General features: G+C 67.8%; 14 protein-coding genes. 8 read left to right on the top strand and 6 right to left on the bottom strand.

Going from position 1 to position 13,540, the window contains the following annotated elements:
- Positions 1-710, bottom strand: a 710-nt coding sequence (locus ACK5F2_RS02925; protein WP_409862643.1) for a hypothetical protein, incomplete at its 3' end; no start/stop codon positions are given.
- Between the two features lie 223 nt (positions 711-933).
- Between ACK5F2_RS02925 and ACK5F2_RS02920 the strand changes: the two genes are divergently transcribed.
- The 4 genes from ACK5F2_RS02920 to ACK5F2_RS02905 all read left to right on the top strand — a co-directional run bounded on the left by ACK5F2_RS02920 (position 934) and on the right by ACK5F2_RS02905 (position 3,615).
- A complete protein-coding gene (locus tag ACK5F2_RS02920; RefSeq protein ID WP_409862642.1) occupies positions 934-1,431 on the top strand; it encodes a hypothetical protein in 498 nt (165 codons plus the stop codon).
- Between the two features lie 143 nt (positions 1,432-1,574).
- A complete protein-coding gene (locus ACK5F2_RS02915) occupies positions 1,575-1,922 on the top strand; it encodes a nuclear transport factor 2 family protein (protein ID WP_409862641.1) in 348 nt (115 codons plus the stop codon).
- A 112-nt stretch (positions 1,923-2,034) separates the two neighbouring features.
- Entirely contained in the window at positions 2,035-2,670 is a 636-nt protein-coding gene (locus tag ACK5F2_RS02910; protein ID WP_409862639.1) for a LysE family transporter, read from the top strand.
- Positions 2,671-2,733: 63 nt separating this feature from the next.
- The gene (locus ACK5F2_RS02905; RefSeq protein ID WP_409862637.1) at positions 2,734-3,615 is read left to right on the top strand and encodes a DMT family transporter; all 882 of its coding nucleotides are present in this window, start codon (positions 2,734-2,736) and stop codon (positions 3,613-3,615) included.
- Here ACK5F2_RS02905 and ACK5F2_RS02900 read toward each other — a convergent pair whose 3' ends face one another.
- The 3 genes from ACK5F2_RS02900 to alr are packed head-to-tail and all read right to left on the bottom strand — an operon-like array spanning position 3,616 to position 6,726.
- Positions 3,616-5,148: an EAL domain-containing protein gene (locus ACK5F2_RS02900; protein WP_409862636.1), complete on the bottom strand. Its 1,533-nt coding sequence runs from the start codon at positions 5,146-5,148 to the stop codon at positions 3,616-3,618. It lies immediately after the preceding gene.
- 49 nt (positions 5,149-5,197) lie between these two features.
- On the bottom strand, positions 5,198-5,602 hold the full coding sequence (arfB, locus tag ACK5F2_RS02895; RefSeq protein ID WP_409862634.1) for an alternative ribosome rescue aminoacyl-tRNA hydrolase ArfB: 405 nt from the start codon (positions 5,600-5,602) through the stop codon (positions 5,198-5,200).
- Positions 5,603-5,616: 14 nt separating this feature from the next.
- Entirely contained in the window at positions 5,617-6,726 is a 1,110-nt protein-coding gene (alr, locus tag ACK5F2_RS02890; protein ID WP_409862633.1) for an alanine racemase, read from the bottom strand.
- 164 nt (positions 6,727-6,890) lie between these two features.
- Here alr and lplT point away from each other — a divergent pair, with 164 nt between their 5' ends.
- Positions 6,891-8,168 (top strand): lysophospholipid transporter LplT, encoded by a 1,278-nt coding sequence (lplT, locus tag ACK5F2_RS02885; RefSeq protein WP_409862632.1) that lies wholly within the window; start codon positions 6,891-6,893, stop codon positions 8,166-8,168.
- Between the two features lie 47 nt (positions 8,169-8,215).
- On the opposite strand, the gene ACK5F2_RS02880 is transcribed toward lplT, so the two are convergent.
- Positions 8,216-9,169 (bottom strand): hypothetical protein, encoded by a 954-nt coding sequence (locus tag ACK5F2_RS02880; RefSeq protein ID WP_409862630.1) that lies wholly within the window; start codon positions 9,167-9,169, stop codon positions 8,216-8,218.
- Between the two features lie 212 nt (positions 9,170-9,381).
- Here ACK5F2_RS02880 and ACK5F2_RS02875 point away from each other — a divergent pair, with 212 nt between their 5' ends.
- Positions 9,382-10,254, top strand: coding sequence for a DMT family transporter (locus ACK5F2_RS02875; RefSeq protein ID WP_409862629.1), 873 nt, complete (start codon positions 9,382-9,384; stop codon positions 10,252-10,254).
- A 42-nt stretch (positions 10,255-10,296) separates the two neighbouring features.
- Positions 10,297-10,785 (top strand): glutathione peroxidase, encoded by a 489-nt coding sequence (locus ACK5F2_RS02870; protein WP_409862627.1) that lies wholly within the window; start codon positions 10,297-10,299, stop codon positions 10,783-10,785.
- 12 nt (positions 10,786-10,797) lie between these two features.
- Here ACK5F2_RS02870 and ACK5F2_RS02865 read toward each other — a convergent pair whose 3' ends face one another.
- Positions 10,798-11,565 carry a substrate-binding periplasmic protein gene (locus ACK5F2_RS02865; protein ID WP_409862625.1) on the bottom strand — a complete coding sequence of 256 codons (768 nt, stop codon included), beginning with the start codon at positions 11,563-11,565 and terminating at the stop codon, positions 10,798-10,800.
- Positions 11,566-11,805: 240 nt separating this feature from the next.
- Between ACK5F2_RS02865 and ACK5F2_RS02860 the strand changes: the two genes are divergently transcribed.
- Positions 11,806-13,536, top strand: a complete 1,731-nt coding sequence (locus ACK5F2_RS02860; RefSeq protein WP_409862624.1) for an AMP-binding protein — start codon at positions 11,806-11,808, stop codon at positions 13,534-13,536.
- Positions 13,537-13,540: the final 4 nt, after the last annotated feature.

Below are 13,540 nucleotides of genomic sequence, written 5' to 3'. Positions count from 1 at the left end.
AGGCTGACTCCCTGCCCCACGCCCTGCGCCTGCTCCAGCACCACGGCCATCAGCACGTCCACACCAAAGAGCGCGAACACGCCCAGGCCCAGGAGGGTCATCAGGAGCGCGCCGATGGCCAGCACCACCAGCAGAGGCACGGCCACCACCGCGCCCTCATCCGAATCCAGGGCCGCGGCACCCAGCTTGGCGGTCTGGCCGGCGATCTCGCCCGCCGCCTCGCCCAGGCCGGTGCCGGCGTCCAGCACCTCGTCCACCTCGAAGCTGGCGCTGGCGCCGCCCCCGCCGAAGTCGCCGCCCCCGCCTGGGCGTATGGGCACGCTGCCGCCCGTGCCGCCACCACCGCGCGGCGTGGGCAGCAGGTCGATGGCGTCCAGCACATCCGGCCCCTGATCCCAGACGCCCGACTCGCGGCCCAGCAGATGGCCAGCCCACAGGCGCAGCAGCCCGAGGTAGAGCAGATAGCTGATGGGCAGGGCGATCGCATAGCGCCAGGCCAGCGATTCCACGCCCAGCACCCGCAAGAGGCCGCCGGCCGCCATCAGGCCGCCCAGGGTCAGCAGGGCGATCATCAGCACATGCAGGCGCAGCCAGCGCTCGCGCTGCAGGCGCTGGCGCGTGTCGTGCACGAAGGCGCGCTCGCGCTGATGCGGCGAGTTCCGAGATTGGCTGGCGCGGCTGCGGGCGCGGTTGGCGGCGGTGGGGGGCATGGGCAGAGCGGGGTTCCGTGGCGGCCATTCACTGTAGCTTCGCCCCCGTCCTCTATGCTCTGGTGACAACAAGCAGGGAGGACGCATGGATGAGAGAGATTGGCCGGGCGCCGAGGGCAGTGTCGGCGCGGAACTGCTTCAGCGGATCGCAAACCAGGGGGCGCCGAGCTCTCATCTTCGCCGCCTGCATCGGCTCCGGGAGCTGGCCCAGGGGCCCTACGGCATGCAAGCGCTGGTGCTGGTGGGCTCCTACGCCGCGGGGCGCGGCAATCGCCTTTCCGATCTGGACTTGATCGCATGGGCCTCGCCCGGCGCCGCATCGACCCTGATGGCTCAGGCCCGGCACATCCTGACGGCGGCTGAGCCGGTGCTGGATCGATTCGATGGCCAGCATGGCGAGCACGGCCGCTTCAGCAAATGGGTCTATCTGGATTTCAGCAGTGTGGAGCTCCATGTGTTTGAGCTCGGGGGCCCCTTGCTGCTCAAGCGCCCTTACCTGGTGGTCTGGGATCCGCAGCAACTCGCGCGAACGCTGGAGATCGCTGGACCGCCCGTTCGGCACGAGGACTTCCAGGCCTATGAGTACGGTGACGAGGGACTGGTCTGGGAGCTCGTGGACTGCATCAAGTGGCTCAAGCGCGGTGAGACAAGGCTGGCGAAGGACTATCTCCTCAAGCTGAGTGCGGCACTTCGCGCCTCGGGCCACCGGCACCCAGGATAGCCAGCGTGACGATCCCGGGATGCCCGGCGCGAGCTCGCTCAGCGCTCCGGACCGTGCTAGCCCGGCGATCCTCCTGCCAGAACTCGGCAAGAGGTCTGGTTAAGCTGCGCGGCCCCTGTCAGCCTGACTCTCTGGATTGCTCCATGGACCTGCGCGCGTGCTTTCTCGCCTACCTGCATGCCTATGAGCGTCGCGACCTGGCGGCCTTGGCGCCGCTGTTCGCCGAGGACGTCCTGCTGCGCGACTGGAAGATCTGCGTGCGCGGCAAGGCGGCGGCCCTGGCCGAGACGCGGGCCAATTTCGAGGCGGTGTGCAGCCTGCGCATTGAGGTCTTGCGGCTCTACGAGGGCGAGTCCGGCGTGGCCGGCGAGCTGCGCATCTGGGTGGACGAGACGCAGGAGCTCTTCGTGATGGACCAGCTGAGCTTCGACGTCCAGGGCCGTATCACGGCCATCCGCGCCTATCTCGGGCGTGACGAGCCCGCCAGATGAGTGCGGGCGCAGAACGCACCGTGGCGCAAGCCCCTGCGGCCGCGACGACCCGGTCCGCGTGCTACAACGTGAGGCAATCTACAAGAACCCACCCTCACACACAGGTGACCGCATGGAATTCTCGGTTTGGCTCGCCTTCTTTGCTGCCGCCTGGGCCATCAGTCTCTCGCCCGGGGCCGGCGCCATCGCCGCCATGAGTGCGGGCCTGAATCACGGCTTTAAGCGCGGCTACTTCATGACCTTCGGCCTGGTGCTGGGCATCCTGACCCAGATCGTGCTGGTGGGTGCGGGCCTGGGCGCCCTGATCGCAGCCTCATCGCTGGGCTTTGCCATCGTCAAGTGGGCCGGCGTGGCCTATCTGATCTATCTGGGTGTGCAGCAGTGGCGGGCCCCGGCCCGCCCCCTGGTGGCCGAGGCAGGTGAGGGCGGGGCCAGCCGGGTCACGCGGCGCCAGCTGGTGCTGCGTGGCTGGGGCATCAATGCGGTCAACCCCAAGGGCACGGTCTTTCTGCTGGCCGTGGTGCCGCAGTTTCTGGATCTGCAAGCGCCTCTTGCCCCGCAGTACGCAGTGATCGGTGCCACCCTGATGTTCACCGACCTGGTGGTGATGGCCGGCTACACCGCGCTGGCCGCGCGGGTGCTCTCGGCACTGCGCTCCGAGTCGCATCTCAGGCTGATGAACAAGACCTTTGGTTCGCTCTTCATCGCGGCAGGCGCCCTGCTCGCCAGCTTCAAGCGCGCGCTCTGACTTCCCGCCTTCCCAGGCAGGCCGCCGCTGGGCGGCCTTTTTCTTGCCCCGCTCTCTTTGCTCATGTCCCATCTTTCCGACCGCTGGCTGTTCTGGGTTCCCGCACTCATCTGGGCCAGCACCTGGCATGTGATCCTTTACCAGCTGGAGTCCGGCGTGCCGGTGCTCAGCTCGGTGGCATGGCGCTTTGCCCTGGCGGCTGTGCTGCTGGCGGCCCTGGCCTGGCGCCAGGGTCAGTCCTTGCGTCTGCCGCGTTCGGCCCATGCCCTGGCCCTCTTGACCGGCGTGGTGCAGTACAGCGGCAACTACTGGTCGGTCTACGAGGCCGAGCGCCACATCCCCTCCGGTCTGGTGGCGGTGCTGTTCTGCCTGATGGTGTTCGGCAATGCCCTGTCCGGCCGCGTGTTCTTCGGGCAGCGGGTCAGTCGCGGCTTCTTGCTCGCGGCGGCCGGCGGGGTGAGCGGGGTGGTGCTGATTTTCTGGCCCGAGATCGCGGCCACCGGCGCCAGGCCCACGGCGGCGCTGGGCCTGGGTCTGGGCCTGGCCGCGGTGCTGGCCGCCTGCATCGGCAATGTGCTCACGCTCACGCTCACCCGGCGTGGTCTGCCCCTGGTGCCGGTGCTGGCCTGGAGCATGGGCTATGGTGCGCTCTTCATGGGCGGCCTAGCCTTGATGGGCCCGGGTGGCCTGCAGTTCAGCTGGACCTGGTCCTATGGCCTGAGCCTGCTCTACCTCTCGGTCTTCGGCTCGGTGGTGGCCTTTGTGCTGTATTTCAAGCTGGCCCAGCGTCAGGGGCCTGCACGCGCGGCGCTGACGGGGGTGATCATTCCCGTGATTGCCTTGGGCATCTCGGCGGCCCTGGAGGGCTGGCGGCCCAGCGCCCTGTCGGTGCTGGGCATGGCGCTGTGCCTGGGCAGCCTCTGGATGGCTCAGCGCCAGCGCTGATCAACGGCCAGCCATCCAGCGCATGAAGTCCTCGGCGCTGAGCGGGCGGCTGTAGACATAGCCCTGGATGGCGTAGACCCCCATGGCGGCCAGCTTCTGTACCTGGTCTTCGGTTTCCACGCCCTCGGCAATGGTCTGCAGGCCCGATTGGCGGGCGAACTGCACGATGGCGTCCAGCACGGGCCGCTTGGCGTCGGAGCCGCTGCGCAGGGTGTCCACGAACATCTTGTCGATCTTGAGCGTGCCTATGGGCAGTTCCTGCACATAGGAAAAGCCGCCAAAGCCGGTGCCGGCATCGTCGAGCTTGATCTCGATGCCCGCCTGCACCAGCAGGCTGAGCATCTGCCGGCCCTTGACCAGATCGTGGAACTGCCGCCGCTCGGTGATCTCCACCGACACATTGTGGCTGTGCAGGCCTTGCTCCGTGATCAGCTGGGACAGAGTCTGGCCGTAGCTGGGCGTGTTCAGCTGCTCGGGCACCAGATTGATGCTGACGAACTGCTCGCTGCCCGACCAGCCAAAGCGCGCAATGTCCTTGATGATCTGGCGAGTCAGCTGCTCGGTGATGGGCAGGATCAGGCCGCTGTCCTCGGCGTAGGGGATGAACTGGCCCGGCGGCACAAAGCTGCCGTCGGCGCGCCGCCAACGGATCAGGGCCTCGGCCCCCAGGATCCTGCCGTTGCGGGAGTCCACGATAGCTTGGTAGAAGGGCACGAAGGCATTGCGCCGCAGGCCCTCGCGCAGCAGAAAGTCCAGGGAGCTGCGTGACTTGAGCAGCTTGTGCATGCCCAGGGCCAGGGTAGAGGCCAGCACCAAGGCAATCAGCAGACTGGCCAGCCAGCCCTGCAGCCGGTAGTGCTCGGCAAAGCGTGCGTCCGCCTGCAGGGTGAGTACCATGCCCAGCTCGCCCTCCTGTCCCTGGATTTCATGGCTCAGGCTGCTGGTGCCGCGCAGCCCGCCACCCTGCAACTGCAGGGGCGGCGTGCCCTGGATCTTGAGGCTGAAGCGGCGGCACTGGGCACAGCCGGCCTCGCCCACCGCATCGAGATTGGGAGGCTCCAGCGCCGCCAGGTATTGCAGACCCTGCTGCTCGCGGCTCAGGAACAGCCCGTAACGCCCCTCGCCGGGTTCCAGCGCGATCAGGGACCACTGGGCGTCGACCTTGTGCACGCGCTTGCCGCTGCTCCAGGGGACACCCACCACATGGCTGCGGCACAGCAGCTCACCCTCGCGTGCGATGGCCATCCAGCGCACGCCAGCATTGCCGAAGGTGCGTCGGGCCAGGGACAGGCTGATGCCCCCCTCGCAGGCGCGAGCCTCGGCGGGGTCAAGGGCCAGGAGCTCCTGGCCAGCCTGACGCAGCGAGGCCTGGAACTCGTGCAGCAAGGCCTCGCCTTGCAGGCGCAGCTGGCGCTGGGCGAACTGCTGATTCAGGGAGCCCAGAGCGACCAGGCTCAGCAAGGCGCTGAGGACAAAGGTCGACAGGGTGATGAGGCGATCGCGCGGGATGCGAGCCAGAAGCGTGGGGCGCATGGGTCAGCCTGAAGGAGCGGTGCCCGCATATTAAGCGGGGACCGGCGCCTCAGACCCTGAGCTTTCCCCGTCCCGCCTTGACTTCGCCGCGCAATGTCTTGCCCGCCAGACGGCGCTGCTGCGAGCCCCAGCTGGGCTTGGTGGCGCGCCGCGCCTTGGGGATGTGGGCCACGCTCTGCACCAGGGCCTGAAGCCGGGCGATGGCCTCCTGGCGGTTGGCCTCCAGGCTGCGCGAGTCCTGGGCCTTGATCACCACCACGCCCTCGCTGCTGATGCGCTGGTCGGCCAGGGCCAGCAGGCGTTCCTTGATCGCGGCCGGCAGGCTGGAGCGTCGGATGTCAAAGCGCAGATGCACCGCGTTCGAGACCTTGTTGACGTTCTGGCCGCCGGGACCGCTGGCGCGTATGGCGCTGATCTCCAGTTCCCAGTCCGCCGGCGTCCAGTGCAGCAGCATGGGGCCGAGCGGGCTCAGCCCAGGGCTTGCAGATGCATGGGCACGCGGCGGGTGATGGCACACATCAGCTCATAGCCTATGGTGCCGCCGGCACGGGCCACCTCGTCGATGTGCAGCACGCTGCCCTTGGGGCCCTGGCCCCAGAGCGTGACCTCGCTGCCGAAGCCGGCCTGGGGCAGATCGCTCAGGTCCACGGTCAGCATGTCCATGGAGACACGACCCACCGTGCGGCTGCGCCGGCCGTCCACCAGCACCGGGGTGCCGGTGGGGCAGTGACGGGGGTAGCCGTCGGCATAGCCGCAGGCCACGATGCCGATGCGCATGGGCTTGTCGGCGGTGAAGCTGCTGCCATAGCCCACGGTGTCGCCGGGCTGCAGGTTTTGCACGCCGATGATGCGCGAGCGCAGGGTCATGGCCGGGCGCAGGTCCCAGTGGGCGGCGTCGTGCTCCGGGTAGTCCGGCACGCCGCCATAGCTCATGATGCCGGCGCGCACCCAGTCGCTGCGCACGCGCGGGGTGTGGCGCAGGGTGGCGGCGCGGTTGGAGAGCGAGCGCTCGCCAGGCAGGTCGTGGGTGACGGCCTCGAAGGCCGCCAGCTGGTGGGCAATGCCGTCCTGGCCGAAGCGCAGGGCGTCGGCATCGGAGAAATGCGTCATCAGCGAGATCTCGTCCACCTGGGGCAGGGCGTTGAGCCGGGTCCAGGCGGCGCGGAAGGCCGAGGGCGTGAAACCCAGGCGGTTCATGCCGCTGTTCATCTTGAGGAAGACGCGGTGCGGCTCATGGGTCTTGTGCATGGCCAGCCAGTCGATCTGTTCCTGGCAATGCACCGCATGCCACAGGCGCAGGCGCGAGCACAGTTCCAGATCGCGGGCCTCGAAAGCGCCTTCCAGCAGCAGGATGGGGCCGCGCCAGCCCAGCTGGCGCAGCTGCTCGGCCTCGGCAAAGTCCAGCAGGGCGAAACCGTCGGCGCCCCGCAGACCTTCATAGGCGGCAGCAATACCGTGGCCGTAGGCATTGGCCTTGACCACGGCCCAGACCTTGGCGTCCGGTGCGCAGGCCCGGGCGCGGGCCAGGTTGTGGGCGAGGGCGGGGGCGTGGATGATGGCTTCTATGGGGCGCGGCATGCCCCACATTGTGTCACCCCGCCGCCACGGGCCGGCCCGCGCGCCGACCTAGGGATTGCAAGGCCTGCATGCTATAAAGCCGCGCTCGTGCCCACTTGTGGAAGCTCCTTCCGGGTGCCAGGCCAGCCTTGATCGCAAGCACCAGACCTTCTCACCCAGGGCCGATGAAAAAAGGTTTCTACACCATCATGTCAGCGCAGTTCTTCAGCTCGCTGGCTGATAACGCGCTGTTCGTCGCCGCCGTGGAACTGCTGCGCACCTCGGGCGAGCCCGAGTGGCAGCGCGCCGCCCTGGTGCCCATGTTCGCCCTGTTCTATGTGCTGCTGGCGCCCTTTGTGGGCGCTTTTGCCGATGCGGTACCCAAGGGCAAGGTGATGTTCTATTCGAACAGCATCAAGGTCATCGGCTGCCTGATGATGCTCTTCGGCAGCCACCCCCTGCTGGCCTACGCCATCGTGGGCCTGGGCGCGGCGGCCTACTCGCCGGCCAAGTACGGCATCCTCACCGAGTTGCTGCCCCCGTCCCAGCTGGTCAAGGCCAATGGCTGGATCGAGGGCCTGACCATTGCCTCCATCATCCTGGGCGTGCTGCTGGGCGGCCAGCTGGTGGGCGACAAGGTCTCGGCCATGCTGCTGGGTCTTGATCTGCCCATGATCAATACCGGCATCGACAGCGCACCCGAGGCCGCCATTGCGGCCCTGGTGAGTCTGTATGTGGTGGCGGCCCTCTTCAATCTGCGCATTCCGCGCACCTCGGCCGCCCTGCAGCCCCTCTCGGGCAGTCCCCTGTGCCTGGTGCGCGACTTCGCCCAGTGCAACTCGCGCCTGTGGCAGGACAAGCTGGGCCAGATCTCGCTGTCCACCACCACCCTGTTCTGGGGCGTGTCCGGCAATCTGCGCTACATCGTGCTGGCCTGGGCGGCCGCGGCCCTGGGCTATGGCACCACCCAGGCATCCAGCCTGGTGGGGGTGGTGGCCATTGGCACGGCCGTGGGTGCCGTGGTCGCCTCGGTCTGGATGCGCCTGGACCAGGCCACCCGCGTGATTCCCCTGGGCATTGCCATGGGCCTGTTGGTGATCCTGATGAACTTCATCAGCAATGTCTGGGTGGCGGCGCCTTTCCTGATCATCCTGGGTGCCATCGGCGGCTTCTTGGTCGTGCCCATGAACGCCCTGTTGCAGCACCGCGGCCACAATTTGATGGGCGCTGGCCGCTCGATTGCGGTGCAGAACTTCAATGAGCAGGCCTGCATCCTGGGCCTGGGCGCGCTCTACACCGGCCTGACCAAGTTCGGCATGTCCGCCTTCGGCGCCATCACCATCTTCGGTCTGGTCGTGGCCAGCACCATGTGGCTGATCCGCGGCTGGCATCAACGCAACTGCCAGCAGCATCCGGCGGAGCTGGAGCGCTTGCTGAGCATTGCCCGCAGCGACCATCACTGACCCGGACGACGAGGCCCCGTCGGGGCCCCGTTTTGGCGCGGGCTGTTTCAGCGGCCGCGGCCGCGCAGCTTGGGAGCGGGCACCGGCACGGCCGGCTCGCCGCTGAGCACGCGCTCGATATGCTCGGACCAGGCCCGGGAGATCTTGAAGCTGCCGCTGTGGTTGAGATGGATCTCGTTGTGCCAGTCGCCGCTGATGCCGGTACTGCCCGGGGCGGCCAGGGCCAGGGGCACGGCCGTGCTGTCGAACACATGCAGGCCGGGGAAGTTCTCCTGGTCGGCGGCCAGGCTCTTGAGCAACTGGGCCAGGTGCATGACCATGAGCCGGCTCACGGCCGCCCAATCGGCGCTGGGCACGTTGTAGGCCTTGAGCGTGGGGTAGAGCCAGGGGCCGCTGCCCTCGCTGGCGGCCGGGCGCGGCATGGGCACGGCGTAGCAGTGCATGAACACCGGCTTGCCCGCCGAGGGGCCCTGGTCGCGCAGGCTCAGCAGATGGCGGATATTGGTGCGCAGATAGTCGGCATAGGTCTGCCAGCCTGGCTCCGAGAAGTAGCGGGCCACGCCTTGCGAGGGGGCGCCCCACTCGGTCTGGTGGCGCAGCAGGCGCAGATGCAGGGGGATCAGACCGGTCGGGGTCGGGTCTTGCCCCGGCGTGTGGGCCGGTGTGCGGGCCGCCTCGATCAGGTCATTGCCCCCCACGGACAGCAGCAGGCCGTCCCAGACCGGGGCGTCCTGGCCGGTGAGCAGCCGCACGAAATCGGGGGCCGACTCCAGGTCCACCATATGGGACAGGGCCTCGCCCTGACCGGCGCAGTTGATGGCCATGGCGCGCTGCTTGAAAACAAGTTCCTGCAGCAGATTGGCATGTGCCCCGAGCCGGGCGGCGGCCGTCGAGAACCAGGAATCCCCCTGAGCCAGCAGGTGCCAGCGGTAGCCGTCCAGCAGGGCGGCGGGGTTCGTCGAGGGCAAGTCTGCCGGTGTGAAGCAGGCCAGATGATCCAAAAGAAGCTCTCCCTAGATGGCTCGAACGGTGAGGGCGGGACGCGGGCACCGCAGCCGAATTGGAAGGCCAGGGCCATGCGTTTCGCCATGCTATAAACCCTGGGCATTGTTGGCCGGTCCGCAGCGGCTTTGCCAGCGCATTTCAGGGGGTTGTTGCAGCCAGCCAACCCTCCCGTTTCCCGCCCTCATGTCAGCTGGGCGTCATATCGCCCATGCCTGCCCTGCTTCCCTATTTCGCCCTTGTCTTCAATGCCCTGGTCTGGGGCCTGTCCTGGTGGCCTTTCCGGCAGTTTCAGGAGGCCGGCCTGCATCCCTTGTGGACCACGGTGCTGCTCTACGCCCTGTCCCTGCTGGTCATCAGCCTGAGTGCCGGGCGTCGGGCCTGGGCGGAGTTCTTTCGCCACCCCAGCCTCTGGCTGATCCTTGTGGCCGCCGGCAGCACCAATGCCGCCTTCAACTGGGCGGTCTCCATGGGCGATGTGCTGCGGGTGGTGCTGCTCTTCTACCTGATGCCCTTGTGGGCGGTGCTGCTGGCCCGGCTGCTGCTCAAGGAGCCCCTGCGGCCCACCACCCTGGCTCGCATCGCCCTGGCCCTGGGCGGTGCCGCCGCCGTGCTGTGGCCCGAGCAGGGAGGCTTTCCCCTGCCTGCCAGCGCCGCTGACTGGCTGGGTCTGCTGGGCGGCCTGTGCTTCGCGCTCAACAATGTGATGCTGCGCCGCGAGGCGGCCCGCAGTCCGCAAGCCCGCGCCCTGGCCATGTTTGGCGGCGGGGTGTTGGTGGCCGGCGCCGTGGCCGCCTTGATGACGGGTAGCGGCCTGATGGCCGCCCCCAGTCTGCCGGGCTGGCTCTGGGCTCTGCCCCTGCTGCTGATGGCCCTGGTGTTCTTTTTGTCGAACCTGGCCCTGCAGTACGGGGCCAGCCGCCTGCCGGCGAACATCACGGCCATCGTGATGCTGGTGGAGGTGCCGGCGGCCGCGCTGTCGGCGCTGTGGCTGGGCGGCGGCGTGCTGGACACCAAGACCGCCATCGGCGGTCTGGCCATCCTGGGCGCGGCCGTGCTGGCTGCGCTGGAGCGTCAGCGCTAGCATCCCGCACAAGGCCCCCGTCCCGGGGGCAAGGAAAAGCATATGTCCCAGACCGTCTATGACTTCCAGGCCCAGACCATACGCGGCGAGGCCGCGGACCTGGCCCAGTACCGCGGCAAGGTGCTGCTGATCGTCAACACCGCCAGCGCCTGCGGCTTCACGCCCCAGTTCAAGGGCCTGGAGCAGCTCTGGGAGGACTATGCGGCCCGCGGCCTGGTGGTGCTGGGTTTCCCCAGCAACGAGTTCGGCGGCCAGGACCCTGGCAGCAATGAGGAGATCGCCTCCTTCTGCGAGATGAACTACGGGGTCAGCTTTCCGATGATGTCCAAGATCCGCGTCAATGGCGCCGAGGCCCACCCCCTGTGGCAGTGGCTCAAGAGCGAGAAGCCGGGCTTTCTGGGCACCGAGGCCATCAAGTGGAACTTCAGCAAGTTCCTGCTGGGCCGCGACGGCCGGGTGCTCAAGCGCTACGCACCCAACGAGGCGCCGGACAAGCTGCGCGCGGACATCGAGGCGGCGCTGGCGGCGTGAAGCGCGCAAACCTCAGGGGGTTGCGGTGTAGTGGCGGATCAGCTGAGGCAGGAGTTGGCCGTCGCGCAGCAGTTCCTGGAGCTGGGTTTCCAGCCTGGGCTTCAGCTCCAGCAAGGACCCGCTGCTGCGTGCAATGGCCAGATGCAGCTGGCCGGTGAATACGGGAATGGGCAGGAACTCCAGCTCCTGATGCAGGCCAAGCTGGCGGCTCAGGCGCTCGCTTACCCAGCGGCTGTAAACGATGGCATCGATCCGCCCTAGCAGCAGCTTGCGGAAGTTGAGCTCGGGATTCAGGGCGGCATCCACCTCGATTTGATCCCGCCGCTGCTCCAGAAAGCGCTCGAATTCCTCGTTGTAGCGGTCGCCGTGGACGCGGCCCAATCGGCGGCCCACCAGGTCTTCCCAGCGCCGGTAGGGAAAGGCCCGGCCGCGGCGCACCACCACGACCACATCATTGCCCATGACTGCGGGGTTGAGAAAGTCCAGGTATTCCCGGCGTTCGGGGCTGTCATAGAGGCCGGCCAAGAGATCCACCTGCCCCTGTCGGGCCGCCTGCTGCACGCGTGCCCAGGGGCCAAGCGCGCGGAGCTGAGGCTGCAGTGACAGCGACCGTAACAGGCGACGAGCGACCTCGGGCAGGATGCCGTCCACCTGCTCGCCCTGCTGAAAGCTGAAGGGCGCGAAGCCCGGATGCCCCGTGACGAGGACAGTACGCTCGGCATGGGTATGCCCGGTGCCCAGAGCCAGCCAGGGCAGGGTCAGCAGAGCGCGACGGGTCATGGGCCAGGGCATGGTGCATGCATCGTAGTGCCGCCGAAGCGCCCTGCCTAGTCAGCAGGGCAGCACAGTGGCCGTCCGCGGCCCAATGCACCTACGCCCGGGACTGGATTGGTAGAAGCCTGCTGGACAGGCGGGCTTCATTCGCTAATCTTCGCGCCGCTGCGTCCGGTTTGGATGCGGCCGCGCCGGCCGGTCCAGCCGGTGCGCACTGCCTCAACGCCTGGGCCGCGCCTTCGATCCATGACCGATTCCGCCTCCCCTTACGCTCGTAAACCCTGGCTGCAGCATTACGGCAGCAGCATCCCGGCCAGCCTGGCTGCTCCCACGGTGCCCCATCTGCCGGCCATGGCCCGTGAGGCCGCTCGGCGTTACGGCACGCAAGCCGCCTTCACCTGCGTCATGCCCAACGGCATGTACGGCTCCCTGAGCTACGCCCAGGTGGATGAGATGAGCGACGCCCTGGCGCATTACCTGCGCGGCGTGTGCAAGCTGGAGCAGGGCGACCGCGTGGCGGTGCAGATGCCCAACTGCCTGAGCTATCCGGTGGCCCTGCTGGGCATTCTGAAGGCGGGTTGCGTGGCGGTGAACACCAACCCGCTCTACACCTCGCAGGAGATGGCGCACCAGTTCAAGGACAGTGGTGCCAAGGCCATCGTCATCGTGGACATGTTTGCCGACAAGCTGGAGTCCATCCTGGCCCAGACCGGCATCCGCCATGTGCTGATGACACGGGTGCCCGAGTTCTTCCCGCCGGTGGTGAAGCCCATCGTCTACGGGGTCATGAAGTACTGGAACCGTTTGGTGCCGGCGCACGGCATGACGGTCACGCGTCTGCCCGAGGCCCTGGCCCAGGGCCGGGCGCAGGCCGGCGACCTGGACGCCTATGTGCAAGGCCTGGGCCAACAGAGCCTGGCCCTGCTGCAGTACACCGGTGGCACCACTGGCGTGGCCAAGGGCGCCATGCTGACCCACGGCAATCTGCTCTGGAATGTGGAGCAGATGCTGGGCATGACGCGCAGCCATATCGATGAGGGCAAGGAGGTGGTGCTGACCGCGCTGCCGCTCTATCACATCTTCGCCTTCACGGTGAACTTCCTGACCATGTACCGCATGGGGGCCCGCAACATCCTGGTGCCCAGCCCGCGGCCCATCCAGAACCTGCAGCGCGCGCTGGAGAACTACCGCATCACCTGGCTCACCGGCGTCAACACCCTCTACAACGCCTTGCTGCGCGAGGAATGGTTCACCGCCTTCCCGCCCAAGCACATCAAGGCGGCCGGCGGCGGCGGCGCCGCCATGCACCACGCCGTGGTCAAGCATTGGGAAGAGAGCACCGGCGCCCCGCTGGTGGAGGGCTATGGCCTGACCGAGAGCAGCCCGGTGGCCTGCTTCCAGCCGCTCAACAGCGGCCGCCGGGTGGACACCATCGGCATTCCGGTGCCCATGACCGAGATCCGCCTGGTGGACGATGTCGGCCAGGACGTTCCCTTGGGGGCGCCCGGCGAGCTGATCCTGCGCGGCCCCCAGGTCATGCAGGGCTACTGGCAGCGCCCCGAGGAAACCGCCCAGGTGCTCAAGGACGGCTGGCTCTACACCGGCGATGTGGCGGTGATGAGCGAGGACGGCACCTTCAAGATCGTGGACCGCAAGAAGGACATGATTCTGGTGAGCGGCTTCAACGTCTACCCCAACGAGATCGAGGATGTGCTCACCCAGCACCCCGGGGTGATGGAGGCCGCGGTGATCGGCGTGCCCGATGCCAAGACGGGCGAGGCGGTGCGCGCCTACATCGTCAAGGGCGATGCCGCGCTGACCGCCGAGGCCGTGCTGGCCCACTGCCGCCAGCAGCTCACCGGCTACAAGATGCCGGTCCATGTGGAGTTCCGCGACGAACTTCCCAAGACCCCGATCGGCAAGATCCTGCGCAAGGATCTGCGTGCCGAAGTTCTGGCAACCATCAAGAAGGGCTGAAGCG

It is taken from the genome of Roseateles sp. (genome assembly GCF_046300915.1).
Classification (GTDB): domain Bacteria; phylum Pseudomonadota; class Gammaproteobacteria; order Burkholderiales; family Burkholderiaceae_C; genus Kinneretia.
Note: the sequence above shows the minus strand (reverse complement) of the source record. Positions and strands in the feature narration are given on the sequence as shown.